This window comes from Luteolibacter sp., from assembly GCF_039920825.1.
Classification (GTDB): Bacteria; Verrucomicrobiota; Verrucomicrobiia; order Verrucomicrobiales; family Akkermansiaceae; genus Luteolibacter.
In genome coordinates this window covers 366,195-380,557 of the sequence record NZ_JBDSCX010000042.1, presented here as the reverse complement: position 1 = coordinate 380,557, position 14,363 = coordinate 366,195, and the positions used below count along the sequence as shown (strand labels likewise).

At 57.8% G+C, this 14,363-nt stretch carries 14 protein-coding genes and 1 pseudogene; 8 read left to right on the top strand and 7 right to left on the bottom strand.

Annotated features, from left to right (window positions below; all coding sequences use genetic code 11):
* Positions 1-473: 473 nt before the first annotated feature.
* From ABIQ96_RS14020 to ABIQ96_RS14010, 3 genes are all read left to right on the top strand, one after another.
* The gene (locus tag ABIQ96_RS14020) at positions 474-755 is read left to right on the top strand and encodes an AbrB/MazE/SpoVT family DNA-binding domain-containing protein (RefSeq protein ID WP_348215227.1); all 282 of its coding nucleotides are present in this window, start codon (positions 474-476) and stop codon (positions 753-755) included.
* Positions 752-1,171 carry a PIN domain-containing protein gene (locus ABIQ96_RS14015; protein WP_348215226.1) on the top strand — a complete coding sequence of 140 codons (420 nt, stop codon included), beginning with the start codon at positions 752-754 and terminating at the stop codon, positions 1,169-1,171. The genes ABIQ96_RS14020 and ABIQ96_RS14015 overlap by 4 nt, the downstream gene beginning before the upstream one ends.
* A gap of 299 nt (positions 1,172-1,470) precedes the next feature.
* The gene (locus ABIQ96_RS14010; RefSeq protein ID WP_348215225.1) at positions 1,471-1,593 is read left to right on the top strand and encodes a hypothetical protein; all 123 of its coding nucleotides are present in this window, start codon (positions 1,471-1,473) and stop codon (positions 1,591-1,593) included.
* A gap of 64 nt (positions 1,594-1,657) precedes the next feature.
* Here ABIQ96_RS14010 and ABIQ96_RS14005 read toward each other — a convergent pair.
* The 4 genes and pseudogenes from ABIQ96_RS14005 to ABIQ96_RS13990 form a co-directional block, all read right to left on the bottom strand.
* Positions 1,658-4,627 (bottom strand): annotated as a pseudogene (locus tag ABIQ96_RS14005) (TrlF family AAA-like ATPase).
* Between the two features lie 626 nt (positions 4,628-5,253).
* Positions 5,254-5,964, bottom strand: coding sequence for a hypothetical protein (locus ABIQ96_RS14000; RefSeq protein ID WP_348215224.1), 711 nt, complete (start codon positions 5,962-5,964; stop codon positions 5,254-5,256).
* Positions 5,965-5,992: 28 nt separating this feature from the next.
* Positions 5,993-6,331, bottom strand: coding sequence for a hypothetical protein (locus ABIQ96_RS13995; RefSeq protein ID WP_348215223.1), 339 nt, complete (start codon positions 6,329-6,331; stop codon positions 5,993-5,995).
* 501 nt (positions 6,332-6,832) lie between these two features.
* The gene (locus tag ABIQ96_RS13990) at positions 6,833-7,552 is read right to left on the bottom strand and encodes a hypothetical protein (RefSeq protein WP_348215222.1); all 720 of its coding nucleotides are present in this window, start codon (positions 7,550-7,552) and stop codon (positions 6,833-6,835) included.
* 196 nt (positions 7,553-7,748) lie between these two features.
* Here ABIQ96_RS13990 and ABIQ96_RS13985 point away from each other — a divergent pair, with 196 nt between their 5' ends.
* Positions 7,749-8,699 (top strand): hypothetical protein, encoded by a 951-nt coding sequence (locus tag ABIQ96_RS13985; RefSeq protein ID WP_348215221.1) that lies wholly within the window; start codon positions 7,749-7,751, stop codon positions 8,697-8,699.
* Between the two features lie 18 nt (positions 8,700-8,717).
* Here the strand turns inward: ABIQ96_RS13985 and ABIQ96_RS13980 are convergent, their stop codons facing one another.
* From ABIQ96_RS13980 to ABIQ96_RS13970, 3 genes are all read right to left on the bottom strand, one after another.
* On the bottom strand, positions 8,718-9,011 hold the full coding sequence (locus ABIQ96_RS13980; protein ID WP_348215220.1) for a type II toxin-antitoxin system RelE/ParE family toxin: 294 nt from the start codon (positions 9,009-9,011) through the stop codon (positions 8,718-8,720).
* Positions 9,008-9,220: an addiction module protein gene (locus tag ABIQ96_RS13975; RefSeq protein WP_348215219.1), complete on the bottom strand. Its 213-nt coding sequence runs from the start codon at positions 9,218-9,220 to the stop codon at positions 9,008-9,010. The genes ABIQ96_RS13980 and ABIQ96_RS13975 overlap by 4 nt, the downstream gene beginning before the upstream one ends.
* Positions 9,221-9,312: 92 nt before the next feature.
* Positions 9,313-10,548 (bottom strand): DUF4832 domain-containing protein, encoded by a 1,236-nt coding sequence (locus tag ABIQ96_RS13970; protein WP_348215218.1) that lies wholly within the window; start codon positions 10,546-10,548, stop codon positions 9,313-9,315.
* 115 nt (positions 10,549-10,663) lie between these two features.
* Here ABIQ96_RS13970 and ABIQ96_RS13965 point away from each other — a divergent pair, with 115 nt between their 5' ends.
* From ABIQ96_RS13965 to ABIQ96_RS13950, 4 genes are all read left to right on the top strand, one after another.
* A complete protein-coding gene (locus tag ABIQ96_RS13965; protein ID WP_348215217.1) occupies positions 10,664-10,900 on the top strand; it encodes a hypothetical protein in 237 nt (78 codons plus the stop codon).
* Positions 10,901-10,955: 55 nt separating this feature from the next.
* A complete protein-coding gene (locus ABIQ96_RS13960; RefSeq protein WP_348215216.1) occupies positions 10,956-11,816 on the top strand; it encodes a hypothetical protein in 861 nt (286 codons plus the stop codon).
* A 104-nt stretch (positions 11,817-11,920) separates the two neighbouring features.
* A complete protein-coding gene (gene serA, locus ABIQ96_RS13955; RefSeq protein WP_348215215.1) occupies positions 11,921-13,516 on the top strand; it encodes a phosphoglycerate dehydrogenase in 1,596 nt (531 codons plus the stop codon).
* Between the two features lie 64 nt (positions 13,517-13,580).
* A complete protein-coding gene (locus ABIQ96_RS13950) occupies positions 13,581-14,009 on the top strand; it encodes an exosortase system-associated protein, TIGR04073 family (RefSeq protein ID WP_348215214.1) in 429 nt (142 codons plus the stop codon).
* Positions 14,010-14,363: the final 354 nt, after the last annotated feature.

Here is a 14,363-nt window from a genome sequence, read left to right as displayed (position 1 = left end):
TCACGAACCCCGGGCCATCAAAAAGCGGCCGAAGAACTTCAGCTACCTCACCGCAGCCAGGTCAATTTTCAAAGAAATCCCCCATCGCGGTAAACCCCGAAATTTCGCTTAAGTCAGTGCCATTCGGGACTGACCCTTTCGAGACCCTTTCGAGACCCTTTCGAGATTTCGTTGATGGGACAGGAGTGTGTCGCCTCTGTATTCCGGCAGGAATGGCAGAAACAAGGAGCGGCGATCTCCGAATCGCCTGCCCATGAGAGGATCATAAAAAGCGATTCTCTCGATCCATTGACTCCGCATGGGCTCTGGCGGATCGGAGTCCGCCACTCCTTGGGGCGGGGATCGCTGCAAAGCGCGCTTAACCACGTCCCATTCGAGTGGGGGCACTCTTGTCCCCATCTTCCCGCCTGCCACAGGACCGGCATCCGGTTTCCCCCTTGTGATCGCGTACTGCGGATGGTATTCAAATTGGCATGAGCATTACCATCACACTTGGCAAGGCAGGCCGCTTGGTCGTTCCCAAGGCCATCCGCGACAGCCTTGGACTGCACGAGGGCACGCGGCTGAAACTTGAGATCCAAGGCGGAAAGCTTCAGGCAGCACCCGAACCTGACCCGGTGAGCATCGACATCGAGGATGGGTTTCCAGTCATCCGGGGCGGCCCTCCCTTGAAGGTTGGAGCCATCGTCCAAGCCCTCAAGGCTGACCGGGATTCCCGTGACGAACGAACAGTCCCCCGTTCAAAACGGAAATGAAATCCGCCCTCGACTCCTCGGTCATCATTGCCGCGCTTTGCGATGGTTTTCCCGAACACGAGGCCTGCCGTAAAGCGCTGCTTTCCGGTCGTCACTCCGTTCTGCCCCACGCGTTCGCCGAGACATTCAGCACCCTCACCGGTGGACGCCTCGGGTTCCGCCTCCCCGCATCGGACGCCTCCGATCTCATTCGGAAACGCCTCGTCCCCAAGCTCCGTTGCATCGCATTCGACGCGGACGACCTCCTCGCCACCTTCGACGAAGCCCAGGCACGCGGCGTGCGCGGAGGCGCGATCTACGACTACCTCCACCTCGCCGCAGCCCGCAAAGCCGGTGCGAAGCGGTTCTTCACGCTCAACTTGGCCGATTTCCATTCCTTTCATCGTCCCGGTGACCCGGAAATACTCTCGCCCTGAACCAAACCCGCGCCCCCCGGGAAGCGACGCTTAAAAAGTCGTGACCGACGTCCAGTATTCTCCACGAAATCCTGACCGGCATGATCCGGTAGGTCCACCAAACCACCGTGCGGGTCATTCGGAACAAAGAATTTTTCACAGGAGCTAGCGGAGGAAGCAGAGGCATTCACCACGCCCTGCCGGGCATTCGCGACCGAGCAAGAAGAGCCGGAGAATGCGGTCCCTGAATCCCTCCATCCGCCCCCCTCTGCTGCCTCCTGTTTGAAAACCTTCTTCCGAACAACCGCATCGCCCTCTCCATGAAGAGCAAGGTTGATCTCGCCATCCACCACGACGCGGAAGTCGTCACCTTCGATGCCGATTTCCTCGCAATCTCCCACCATTCCACCCTACGCGTCTGGTTCCTCTCATGCGACCTGTAGCATCCAACTCTGGCGGCCCGGCGCAAAGTCTCCCAACGTTGGTTAGCAACTGACCCCATCGATGCTATCGCTCCAAGCGCACGCGAAGACGCCGGGCACGCTCGCGAAATGCCGGCTCCCCCCCTTCAAGGATATTGCAGACTGCTTTTCGCATTTCAGCGTCTTCAAGGCCGCCAGAGGTGTAGGTGATGGAAGGAAGCCCGCCATCTGTATGCTTACCAGCATCCGCTACGATAATTTGGTCTGCATCTGTGTTGATAACCAGATTCGCATTGTGCGTAACGATGATTACTTGGCGCTTGGTTTTTGCCAAAATGAAGAGCGAAACCAACTCGTCGAATACTGATTTAGGATCAAGATTTTCCTCCGGTTGATCAATGATTAGAGGTCTGTCATCGGCATCATCAAGAGCAAGATAGAGCAGCAATAGGACTATTCCACGTGTGCCCGGAGAAAGCTTACGGATATCTACGCCGTCATATTCTATAGCGTATCGCACGGTGACATGTTCGGTGCCGAAGAGCCAATGAGCGAATCTCTTCAACCACGCGCGAAAATCGGCTTGCTGGGTGGGGGCATATGGGGCGTGGGAAAGGAGATCTTTGCTATATGTAGAAATGAAAGCCGCCATGGCCTTGCGGACATCGCTCGCTGACCCAGTTTCCCAAAATGGTTTGAGTTCTGCGATGGCCCGCTTCACCAAAGAACCTCGACCAAAAAATGGCCCGGCTTTTCGGCAGTCGATGAGATGTTCCTCCGCGTAATCGGCCCAGCTCGCCGCATCAACCACACGACTCACAGTGAAGTTCAATTTTTGGAGAGTTCCAGATGCTTCCTCCAGACGTTTCATCAATGGGCCATATAGATCGACCAAAGCCTGTTTCTCGCTGATGATGGAATCAAACAGGCGTTCATAGGCGTCCTCACGCTCAGTTTGCAATTCCTTCCTCCGAGCGGCCGCACCGCGCGCGTCTTCCAAGCGGTTCTTCAGCGATTGAAGCAGTCCGCTCTCTGTGGCGATCTTCTTCGACAGGGCCGCGTATTGATTCCGAATTACTGTGTCGGCGCTTATGAACGTCTCCAGTCGTGCCATCTCCGCGCGAAGCGTAGCTAAGGGAATTTCCTTAAGTTCAGCGTCTGAAGCGATGAGGGGAGTAGCCGGATCTGTTTCCGTTGGGGGGACCCCGTTAATTTTTAAAACATGTTGGTCCACCCAGGAAATGTATCCAGTAAGTGACTGGTCCACGTTGCCATGGTAGACAAGAAGAAACTCTCGCCATTGATCTGCACTGAGGCCGCTCGCTATGTGACGGGCCTGCGCTTCGCGGAGCATTTCCGGGGCTTTCGATGTGCGCGTGTTTGCGACTTCGTCTCGCATTGCCTCGAAAGTTCGGCGTTGGGCGTTAAACCCCTGCAACTTGGATGCCAATGCCTGAGCTGCGTCGCTCAACGCAGTGTGCCGCTTGGCCTGAGCTTCGGTTCCCTTAACTACGAGCTTCGCTAAGTCCGCATTGTAGCCCTTTATCAAATCCTCTCTCTGCTTTACCTGCCGTTCGAGACTGACAACGAGAGCTTCTTTTTCATGTTCATCGGCTATGCGCTCCGATGTAGCGGCAATAGATTCAGCCTCTCGATGGTGGGCTTGTTGGAAGCGCGAAGTATGGTGATCGCGCAACTCGGCGAAGTCGCCTGCGCCATTCCTTTCATCCTGCGGATGCGAATCGAAAATTACACGCTCGATCTCGCTGATCAAGCCTTCTGACGCTCCCTTCGATGAGCACAGTTCTTCCACAAACTGCTGTGATAGATAGCGTGCCCGAACGTAGGAAAAGGGATCATTTGAATCGCGACCGTCAAGATGTCGAGTGATCTCCGCGCCACCGCCCCATTTCAATTTTACCTTGCCGTTTTCGATAGCCGGACGTGCTCTAACCAAAAATGAAGGGCTTACATCGTCGGCGGCGTTCCACGCTTCGTCTGGAATCGCATCGCACCCCGCTGCAATTATATCCGCCAGAGCCGTTTTGCCCGATCCTCTCGCGCCTATGATTGCCACTAGGCCCGGATTCAATTGAATTGTCGGCGTGGCAGCCCATGGAGAATCCAAGATTTGAACTTCCGAAATGACCTGTGATGGCATAGCCGAGATAGGTGGGTCTTCTCCGACAAAGGCCCGTCCCTCCGGGTCAATGCAGGCCTGCCGGAGCGCATCGAAGGTGAGAGCGCCTTTGATCCATGAAAATCGGTCACCTGTCGGTTGGCCAACTGCCGGTTGGCTGTGCGCATCGCTTCCATGTAGGCACGGTTTGCACCCGCCGTAGCGCTCCCGCAGTTGTTCGAGCGTTGCGGATCGGCGTCCCACCCAGAATTCCCGTTGCGCAACGTTGCTCGAAAAAATAACATGAGCGAATTTTTCGATCTCTTGGCGCACGGTTGCGTCAGCAGCTCCTCGAACGCCTGATGTTCCGTCGCCTTCCGCTCCTGCGACTGCGATCAAAATATTTGTTTTTGCCCAGTCGCTTTCACCAAATACTTCGCGAAGTCGTGCGAAGTTGACTTTGAACTGGGTAGCGCCGTGGGTCAAGGCGGCGCGCTCATCGAGAATTGAAGAATCAGCCTTTTTACCAAGCCGGATCAAATCCTCGCGCGTGCAATTGAATCGATCCCCGAGAGCGACGAACTGAAGGCGAGTGAGAATTCGACGAAGCTCCGTAATGTGCCCGGGATCTTCAGGACTTACTAAGAGGTGAAGGTTTACGAAGCCTGACCTAGCTGCAACATCCAACCGCAATTCGACGTTTGGAAAAATCAACTGAACATCGGGCAATCTGCCTGCGGCCTTACGCGCCAGAACCTCCTCGTAAGTATCCGTCACCTAGTAATCAGTGACAGCAATTGCCTCAATCTTGGGCGCGCGAGACTCAACAGCTGTAAGGTAGCTCTCCCACGGATCAGTGCCTCCGAATTGGTTGTTCAGAATAGTGCCCGGCGCGTGAATATGTGGCTCCCAGCGACGCCATTCAGATCCTCTCATGGTCTTTTGTTCTTCCTTGAATGGGTTAGGTTTCGCGAGTTCACGTGAATGGGGCTGTTCTTGGATTTGAATCTCCGGATAGATGCGCTTTATGGCGTTTTAGCACTCATGCGGCGGGCAGTGTCTGTGTCTGAGGACGGTTCCGGATTTGCTGATGATTCAGCGGAGGATGGAGTGGGAGTCGTATTCCTCGCCGCGGACCCACTCGATGAGGATGATGCCGCCCTAGGCGGCAAGGAAGACGCGGAGTTGGCGGCGTGCTGGATGGTGGAGCGGCGGGTGGTGATGACATTGAGGAGGGTCTCGCGTTCGAGGCGTAAGGGTTGAGGGATCTGTTGGGGGACAGTCATGAAATCGCAGACACTAACGACCCTCTCCGGGACGGCGATGTTATTTTTCAGGAAAGCGAAAAGCGGCGGCTCCGTGGGGGGCCGCCGCTTGGGTGGGCGGTGGGCGATGATGGCAGGGACCTTTCTCCGCAAAGGTCTTGCGAATGGGGGGTGAATGGAGCTGCCCATGGGGTGCTTGAGAAGCGGTTCATGGGCGGGCATTCGCTTTCCATTCTCAGACCGCCCGGAGGTCGGTCCCTGCCGACGGGGCTTTCAGTTAGCGACGGTGTAGGTTAGTTAGGGCGTCGGTGGCGCGGGTTCGGTGGGGGCGGCTTGGCCGAGGTCGCGGACGTTGCGGGCGGCTTTCCAGGCTTCGGCGAAGAGGGCTCCGGGTGGCGTCTTGCGGAAGCGGAGGACGAGGCGGTCCATTTTCCCCAACAGCTCGCTGACCTCGCGGAAGCTGGGCCGGAGGGACTTGGTGAGCGCCTTGCGGCCGGAGATGGCGGCGGCGGGGGTGGCGACGAGTTTTTCGAAGTCGTCGGTTTCCTTGGCGAGCTGGGTGGCGTCGGCGGGATCGAGTCCGTATTCGAGGAGGGCGGCGGCATCGGTGGCGAGGGCGGAGGTCAGTTTCCCGTGGAGGAGCTTGGCCTTGGCGATGAGCGCGGTGTCGCGCAGGCGCTGCCAGGCATGGAATGAGAGGTCGATCTGGGCGGCCTCGGCCTCGTTGCCCTGGTCCTCGAACCAGCCGGCGAGGGTTTCGCCGATTTCGTGGGCGATGGCTTCCAATTCCTCCTCCTCGCGGTCCTTGTCGGCGGCGTGGCCGGTGGTGTCCGCCTGCTGGCCGGAAATGAGGCCGGTGAGGGCAGCCACCTTCGGACCGAGCGCGGCGGCGCGGGTGGTGAAGAGCACGGGTTTCTTGTCTTTCCAAACCGGCTGGTGGGCGGGATCGGCGAGCAGGGCGAGCACGGCAAGGTGCATGTTCTGGCGGTTGGCGAATTCGTTGATCATCGGGTGTCTTGGTTGTTGGTATTGGTTATCAGTGGTTTGGGGGAGAGGGTCGGATGCCGCGGGCATCGAAGGAGGCGTGGCGTGTGCCGAAGGACCGGTTGCGGGTGCCGAAGCGGCCGTTGCAGGTGTCGAAACGGCCATTGCGGGTGTCGAAGCGGTCATTGCGCGGATCGACTGATGCATTGCGGACGTCGAACGCGGCCTTGCGGTTAGCGACGTCGGAGTTGCGGAGGTCGAAGGGCGCGTTGCGGCCATCGAATGACGCGTTGCGGGCAGCAGCGGTGCGATTGCGGAAATCGGCCGGGTCGTTGCCCCCAACTGCCGAAAAGGTGCGGCGACAAGCGTTAGGTAAACCGGAATCAACCATTACCTGCCAGCTAACCGGATCTGACAGATGGATGTCAAACAACCAAATCGGCACTATTTTGAGATAAATTCAAATCGGGACCCGGCATCGAAGGGCATTTCTAACTCCCTGCGTGGACCGCACTTTTTCTGAGAGGCTGTCTGAAAATTGTCGGAAGCCGTTCCAAATCCCATCTGGGAAAGATGTCTCGCGCAGAGCCGCCGAGGCGCAGAGTGAGAGTCCATTGCCATTTTCAAGCGGCTTGACTCTCATCTGAAAAACCTCTGCGTCCCTGCGGCTCTGCGCGAGAACAGGAATTCATCATTTATCAGACAGGCTCTGAGATTCATCACTAATGAGGCATCCGGGCCTGCGAACACGCGCAATCTCCGGAGCGGTGATAGATCCTCCCGCGACTGCCAGCGGAGAGGAATCAGGAGACGATGCTGGTAAACAAAAAAGCCACCCCGGTGACAGGGTGGCTTCTGGCGATGAAAACGGTCGGGCCCGTGGCCGTGCGCCTTACGGGGCTTTCAGGCTGAAATTGTCGATGTTGATCTGACCTGAGGTAACCGCCTGCTTGATGCCGAAGCCGGTGAGCTGGATTCCAAACAGTCCTTCGGTGGAGCTCATCCCCCAGTTCGCCTTGACGTCGGCTTTCTTGGCTCCAACGGGGGCGAAGGTTCCGACTTTGATCCATTCGTAGCCCTCTTCCTTGTTCGTTAGGGAAGCATAAAACGTCATCAACTTGGTTTTCTTGCTGAACGAAACGCGGATGGCCCCCTTCGCCACAGCTGCATCGACCGTGAGCCGTTTGGCGGGGAAATAGACTCCGTTGTTATAAGCACCGGCGTCGATCCCGCCCTTGCCGAAGAAATTCACATACAAGTAATCAAGGATGTTCTGGTCGTTGTAGATGATGAAGCCGCAACTGGCTTGGGAACCTTCCTTGTGCTTTACCGAGTTGGAAACATCGAGAATCATTTCCCAATCCTCGAAGATCCCCGGGCGGCTTTCCTCCAGCTCGAGTGTGGAGTAATCGCTGGTGGTGGGTGCGCTCACCAGGAAGTTGAGTTTGCCGTTGGACTGGACGAGCCGTCCCTTGCCGGTCTTGTATAAATACCAGCGGTTCTTGTCCAATTTCGAAGCTTGAAAATCCTCGGCGATGGGGGTGAGTGCGAGGCAATGACCGGTGAGAACAGCGGCCAGTGTGAGGAGGAATGCAGTGGATTTGATTTTCATTTATTTCGGGGGTCGGGGGTGATGCCGCACGATGGGGCAGAGTCCATCGTATCCGTAAGTCGATGTGGCACAAGGAAAAGAAACTGTTCAGATCGCTGATTTACATTCTCGGGCTGGCTCTTCGAATCGCTCGGCGAGGCGAAAAAATAAAGAGTGACGATCAACAGCCGGAATGGGTTTAACGGGAGTGATCCTCATGCTCTCCACCAGAATCCTACTCATCGCCTTCCTCCTGTCCATCCCCGCAGATGCCTGCATGTGGGTGGATGGCACGACCCTCGATGGCGGAACCCGGACGATCGGCGGTCTTTCACCAGCCAAGATGCTGCGACTTTCACTAAACAGCTCTCCGGAGGACAAGCTCGACGAACTGATTGAAGCCCGGCGTGAGGATCACAAGGATGCTGACACGTGGTCGGAACTCGAGGGCGTGCGTAAGGTGATCACCGGGGATTACGACCAAGCCATCACCATTTTCAATGAATCCGAGGCCAAGTTTCCCGGACGCTACAGCACGGCGGTCAACTTGGGGACAGCGTATGAATTGAAGGGGGAACTGAATCTTGCGTTGAAATGGATCAGCGAGGGCATCAGGAGAAACCCTGACTCACACATGGGAACGGAGTGGCTGCATGTGGAAATCCTCAAGGCGAGGATGAAGCTGAAGGAAAATCCGGATTACCTTCGCGAACATCATGTCATCGAGCTGCCCGAATCCTTTTCAGCAACATCGAGCTTCAAGATTGACGGTGACAGCCACACGGGGGATGACGTTAGGGATGCTCTCGAATACCAACTGCGGGAGCGGATGATATTCGTGAAGCCACCGGACCCGATCGTCGCGGATCTTCTGTTCACGTTCGGTCAGGTCGAGGGAAGAACCAATGTGGTGGAGTCAGGGATGCAACTGATGGAGATGGCGCGTGAATATGGATTTCCCAACCCGGAGCTGATCGCGGAAGCCACCAAACAATACGAATGGGCGTTCACACTGCGGAAGACCCGGCGTATCATTTACATCATTCTGGCGATATCGGCTCTCGCAGCCTTCCTCATTCTCGCCTATCGGAAGGAATGGTTTTTCCTGACCGGGGCGGCACACCGTAGGCATCAGATGGAAAAGAAAAATCAAAGGCTCGCTTCGTAGCGGTTACATTTGCGGGTTTTACAGGTTTTCCCGCCAGGACCGAGGCTCCCGGCTCTGGTGAAACAACGAGACGATGACGATCTCCTGATCATTCTCTATCGAGTAGATCATCGAAAACGGAAAGCGCCGTAGATTGCATCGCCTGAACTCCTCCCCCAGCCTGCCCCAAGCCTCGGGAAACTGGAGAATCCGATCAATCGCCGCATCGACTTCATCCAGAAAATCAGCACCAAGTCCGGTTACCCGATCTTCGTAAAACTCCGCAGCCTCACCGACCTCCGCAAGTGCCGGTGTCAAAAACCGGTAGGTCATCTCGGAAACCTCTTGCGAAGTTCCGCCATCGCCTCAGGCCCGGCAACCGCCTTGACCTTGCCTTCCCGAAACGCCGCCATCCGGCTATCCGCCTCACGGACCCATGTGGCATCCATTTCGGCAGATCGGTGGGACAAACTTTCCAGAAGCCTGTCCGCCAGCAGCGCCCGCTCGCTTTCGGACAATTGAAGGGCTTCTTTCTCGATCATGGCGGCTTCCATACCTGACAAATGTGGATCATCCGACCTTCGAATGCAATCCTCGAAACGGGTCGCCCGGCAGCCTCCGCCGGCGCTACAATTCATTTCAAATTCGCTTCGAAGCCGATCGTTTGGCCGGGGACGAGGTGGTCGCTTTGGATCGTTAGAGCCGGAGCCGCGCCGCCGCTGGCGATGTCGAAGGAGGCGGTCTTGCCGGGGGCGAGGAGCTTGAGCGATCCGGTGGCGCGGACGCCGTTGACGGCGACGAAGGCATCCCGATAGATCGGCGCGACGCCGGTATTGGAAACGGTGACGCGGGACATCGCGGCATTGGCGGAGAAGGCGGTGATGCGGAATTTATAGCCGCAGGCGAGGCTGGCCTGTTTGATGCGGGCCATGGGCTGATAGTCCGGCTGGTCGTTGCCGATCATGTAGCTGATGTGGAAGGCACCGGCGTCGTGCTCGAAGCTGACGCCGTGCGGGCCGTTAGGGGCGAGGGCGAGTTTCTGATCGCGGTCGTTGTAGTAACTGAATTCGCCGCCGGCGGGCTCGCGGAGGTAACGGGCGCGCCGCATCGCGTTCCAGTTGAGTTCGTTTTCCTCAGCGTGCTGCTTGCAGAGGAAGGAGTCGTCGAAGACGCCGAACGGGAGCTTGAGCAGGGCGTCATTTCCGCCGATGGGCGTGACTTGTTTGTCCGCGGCATCGACGGAGAGGCTCCAGGGAGTATCGTTGTAGGTGAAGGCGAGGTGGTTGAGAAATTCGGTTTGGAAGGCCTTGTCGGGGAAGGTGTCGCCGAGTTTGAAGGGACCGTCGTAGATGTGATATTCCGCCCACAGGCCGAAACCGGTTTGGACGAAGGCGAGGCGCGGATCGTGGTCATAACGGGCGGCGAAGCGGGTGTGGAACTCTTTCACGAAGCGCTTGAGCTCGGGATTCGACCAATCGGGGAAGCCGGTGGGTTTGTTTTCGCTGATGCCCTGGGTCTCGTGGTAGTCGGGCAGCGCCTTGATGTAGTCCGGCACGGCGGTTTGCTTTCCCGGATAGACGAAGTAGAAGCGCAGGATCCCCTGATGGCCGCGGCGGGAAATGGCGTTGAGCTTTTTCTCCACGGCCGCCCATTGATAGGCGCTGCGCTGGCTGACGACATCCGAGTAGCGCATGTAGGAGTATTCGAGCTGGATGGCGTCGGTCTTGTTGCGGCCGGAATCCTCCCAGAAGACGATGCCGGTCATGGGCTGGACTTCGGTGATGGTGCTTTGGAGCGGGATGGGTTGCAGCGGCAGTTCCCCGGCGGGCAATCGCATGGCAAGCAGCAGGAGGACGAGGGTGGATTTCATTTTCGAAAGCTGGAGGGATTTTCGCGGATTCCCATGCGAAACTGGGTGGATGGGAAAATTTCCACTCGCCGGTTGGCAGGGATGGCGGAGGTGTGATTCATTTCCCGAAGTTTTTATGATTTCAGAACTGATCGATCTCCTTCGCCGCCGGGTAGCCATCATCGCCGACCACGCATGGCGGGATCGTGATGCGGCGGGGCATTTGGACGGGCTGAAGGCGGTGTCCGAAGAGATTTCCGCGTGGACAGCGGCGCACCGGACGGAGGTGGACGCGCAGATGCGGCATTACCTTGGGAACGCGAGCTATCAGAAGGCTTTGGCGCATTTGGAGGCGCGGGAGGAGGATTCGTAAGGGATTTGAAAATTCTTTTCAAGGAACGGGAGCGGGGCTACGTATCCCCCGACACATGAAATTGCTTATAAATCTCTGCGGGATGGGCGTGGCCGGCTTTTTGGGATACTCGCTGGAGCCGAACCTGAGATTCCAGCTCACCGGCGTGGAGCCGGGCAAGGCGGAGATGGCGCAGAACGGCAAGCTGATGCTGCAACTGGGCGAAGGAACCGAGCAGGTGGATTTGGAAAGCCTGACGCCGGAGCAATTGCCCGCGAAGATTTTGATCAATACGGATGTGAAAGTTTCTGATTCCAGTTCGGGAATCACGATGAACATCCAGGCCGGAAACCGGGTGAAGCTGGTCCGGATCGAGGGAGCAAACGCCATCGTGAGTCCGGGGGAAGGTTCCTACAGCGGGAAAATCCCGGTGATGGATACGGATCTCCTGAAGCAGCTTTCCGAGCATCCACCCACTGCGACTCCCGCTGTCACGCCCGAGCCACCCGCTCCGACTCCCGAGCCGACAGCTCCCACCGCTGGGGAATCCGCAGAACCACCGGCGATGCCCGAACCGCCGCCTGTGCCAGAACCCGCTCCTGCTCCCGAGCCAACCCCGGCCCCTGAGCCAGCTCCGATGCCGGAACCGACCACTCCTGATCAGCCCGTCGTCGCCGACGCGGGCGCGGGAGATGCGGTAAAAACGATGCAGGACAGCATCAAGGCGGCACAGATCAAGGAATTCAAATTCGACCAGGTGACCGAATGGAAAGCCGGTGCGGACGAAACCGTGGACGGCCAAACATTTCAAACCGGCACCGCTTTGTATAAGGCGGTGACGTTCCTCGGCGAGAAAACGATCGAAGCCAAGGCGTTCATCAAAGGCGGCAAAGTGCAGCGCTGGATCTGGCCGAGAAGCGGCATGGAGATCAAGTAAGGCCTCCGGTCCTGATGGGTGGACGGCGGAGAAATGAGCTAACCCGATTTTTCCTATCGCAAACCCTTGCCAGCGCCGGAGTGGTGGTTTAACTCACCGCCCCTATGGCAACCTATCGTGTGCTGGTTTCTGACCCAATTTCGGAAAAGGGCGTGGACGCTCTTCGCTCGTCTCCCGAGATCTCCGTGGATGTAAATACCGGACTTAAGCCGGACGAACTTCTTAAAATCATCGGTGACTATCACGGTCTCGTGGTGCGCTCCGAAACGAAGGTGACCCCTGCCGTTTTCGCCGCGGCGAAGAATCTGAAAGCCATCGGCCGCGCCGGTGTCGGTGTGGACAACATCGACCGCGCCGCCGCCACCGACCACGGCGTGGTGGTGATGAACACGCCCAGCGGCAACACGATTTCCACTGCGGAACATGCGTTTGCCTTGATGCTCTCGCTGGCCCGCAACATCGGCCAGGCGCACAGTTCGATGATCGCCGGTCGCTGGGACCGCAAGACGCTGCAAGGCGTGGAAATGTGCGGCAAGCGCCTCGCCATTCTCGGCATGGGCCGGATCGGCACCGAGTTCGCCAAACGCGCCCAGGCCTTTGGCATGATCGTGGTGGCCTACGACCCCTTCCTCACCGCCGCCCGCGCGCAATCGCTCAAGGTCGAACTCGCGGAAAGCGCTGCCGAAGCGCTCACCGGGGCCGACGTGGTCACGCTCCACATTCCCCTAACACCGGAAACGCAGCACATCCTGAATGCCGAGCGCATCGCTCTGATGAATCCCGGCGCACTGGTCGTCAACTGCGCCCGTGGCGGTCTGGTGGACGAAGCAGCGGCGAAGGCATCGATCGACGACGGCCATCTCGGTGGCATCGCGCTCGACGTTTATGAAGTCGAGCCACCGCCTGCTGATTTCCCGCTGTTCTCCGCCAAGAAAGCCGTCTTCACCCCTCATCTCGGAGCCTCCACTGCGGAAGCCCAGGAAAACGTCGGAATCGAAGTCGCCCATCAGGTGAAGAACTTTCTAACGACCGGTGAGATCGTCAACGCGGTCAACATGCCGAACCTCGACAGCCGCACGTTGGAAAGCGTCGGACCGTATCTCGATCTGGCGGATTCGCTCGGCAAGCTGTTGTCGAAAATCGCCCCCGCGCAATGCGACGGCATCCGCGTTTCCTACCTCGGCCCGGTTTCCGAACTGGATACCGAACTCATCACCCGCAAGGTGCTAACAGGCTATCTCGCCGCCGCCCATCACGAGGCACAGGTCAACCTGATCAACGCACCTGCAATCGCCAAGGCACACGGCATTAATGTTAGCAAATCCACCGCCGCGCTTGCCACCAACTGCACGGAACTGATCGAAGTTTCCGCCATCAAGGGCGACGAAGTCTGCACCGTGGCCGGAACGTTCTTCGGCAAGTCCGCCCGCATCGTCCATATCGCCGGGCACTACGTCGAAACGAATCCTACGGGCAGATTCCTGTTCGTGGAAAACGACGACCGCCCGGGTATCGTCGGCACCATCGGCACGTCTCTTGGCGGAGCCTCGGTCAACATCGCCAACATGGCCCTCAGCCGCAACAAGGACAAGAAAACCGCCGTCACCGTGATCGAAGTCGATACCGAGCCGCCGACGGAACTCCTTGAAAAACTGAGGTCCACCGCGGGCATCCTGCGCGTCCTCAGTTTCGAGCTGTAAAAAGTTACCGAATCCCGAAAAATCCATTGCCAACCCCGAGCCAGATTACTTTACTACTCCCAGCATGAAAAAACTCCTCGTCATCGCTACCACCTTCGCCGCTCTCAGTGGCTTTGTTGCCGCCGATATCCAAGCGCCTCCAGGTTCCACCTACACGTCCGCACGCAAGTTGGGACGGGCCATCGACAACATTTTCTACGGATTCATGGAAATTCCGGAGCAAATCTGCCGCAAGAACGACCAATACGGCCGCAAGGCACTTGGCTACGGCACCGTTGACGGATCCAGCCGTGCGCTGCGCCGTTTGGGTTATGGTTTCTATGAACTCTTCACCTTCACCTGCCCGACCTATCGCGGCACTTTCAAGCCTCCTTACGAGCGCTGCGGTGAAGACAACCGGATCCAGATGAACCCGCACGACGGCCTCTCGGAATTCCCGCCTGAACTCGGTGCCGATGGTGGCTGGAGCCACACCCGGACCCAGACTTACTAAGTCCGGCCGGAGACAATCCGATCTTTCAATCCCGTCAGTGGTTCGTCCGCTGGCGGGATTTTTCTTGGGCGATACGCAGTCCAAAGAGAAAAAAAGCGGGCGCGGACCGTTTAACCGATCCGCGCCCGAGATTACACAATTTCCCCCCAAAGTTGCCGGTTGGCTTGGCTCGGTTGTTTGATCGACTTCCCCCCGGAGACCGATCTGAACCTAAGCTGAGTTGCCCGGAACAGGATATGTTGGAAAGGCTTTCAGTTCACCGTAGTGCGCTGTCGCCTTTCGTTGGATGTAAGATGATCTATAAATTACGGTTTTAGAAGGCAATAGGCATCCCGGATCCGGCCAAGTGGTCCC

What these genes read in the sequence shown, in the direction of transcription:
- ABIQ96_RS13965 (WP_348215217.1), top strand. Translation starts at nt 10,664, where the DNA reads ATGATTTCAGAACTGATCGATCTCCTTCGCCGCCGGGTAGCCATCATC.
- ABIQ96_RS13970 (WP_348215218.1), bottom strand. Translation starts at nt 10,548, where the DNA reads ATGAAATCCACCCTCGTCCTCCTGCTGCTTGCCATGCGATTGCCCGCC.
- ABIQ96_RS13975 (WP_348215219.1), bottom strand. Translation starts at nt 9,220, where the DNA reads ATGATCGAGAAAGAAGCCCTTCAATTGTCCGAAAGCGAGCGGGCGCTG.
- ABIQ96_RS14020 (WP_348215227.1), top strand. Translation starts at nt 474, where the DNA reads ATGAGCATTACCATCACACTTGGCAAGGCAGGCCGCTTGGTCGTTCCC.
- ABIQ96_RS13960 (WP_348215216.1), top strand. Translation starts at nt 10,956, where the DNA reads ATGAAATTGCTTATAAATCTCTGCGGGATGGGCGTGGCCGGCTTTTTG.
- ABIQ96_RS14000 (WP_348215224.1), bottom strand. Translation starts at nt 5,964, where the DNA reads ATGATCAACGAATTCGCCAACCGCCAGAACATGCACCTTGCCGTGCTC.
- ABIQ96_RS14010 (WP_348215225.1), top strand. Translation starts at nt 1,471, where the DNA reads ATGAAGAGCAAGGTTGATCTCGCCATCCACCACGACGCGGAAGTCGTC.
- ABIQ96_RS13990 (WP_348215222.1), bottom strand. Translation starts at nt 7,552, where the DNA reads ATGAAAATCAAATCCACTGCATTCCTCCTCACACTGGCCGCTGTTCTC.
- ABIQ96_RS13995 (WP_348215223.1), bottom strand. Translation starts at nt 6,331, where the DNA reads ATGGTTGATTCCGGTTTACCTAACGCTTGTCGCCGCACCTTTTCGGCA.
- ABIQ96_RS13950 (WP_348215214.1), top strand. Translation starts at nt 13,581, where the DNA reads ATGAAAAAACTCCTCGTCATCGCTACCACCTTCGCCGCTCTCAGTGGC.
- ABIQ96_RS14015 (WP_348215226.1), top strand. Translation starts at nt 752, where the DNA reads ATGAAATCCGCCCTCGACTCCTCGGTCATCATTGCCGCGCTTTGCGAT.
- ABIQ96_RS13980 (WP_348215220.1), bottom strand. Translation starts at nt 9,011, where the DNA reads ATGACCTACCGGTTTTTGACACCGGCACTTGCGGAGGTCGGTGAGGCT.
- ABIQ96_RS13985 (WP_348215221.1), top strand. Translation starts at nt 7,749, where the DNA reads ATGCTCTCCACCAGAATCCTACTCATCGCCTTCCTCCTGTCCATCCCC.
- serA (WP_348215215.1), top strand. Translation starts at nt 11,921, where the DNA reads ATGGCAACCTATCGTGTGCTGGTTTCTGACCCAATTTCGGAAAAGGGC.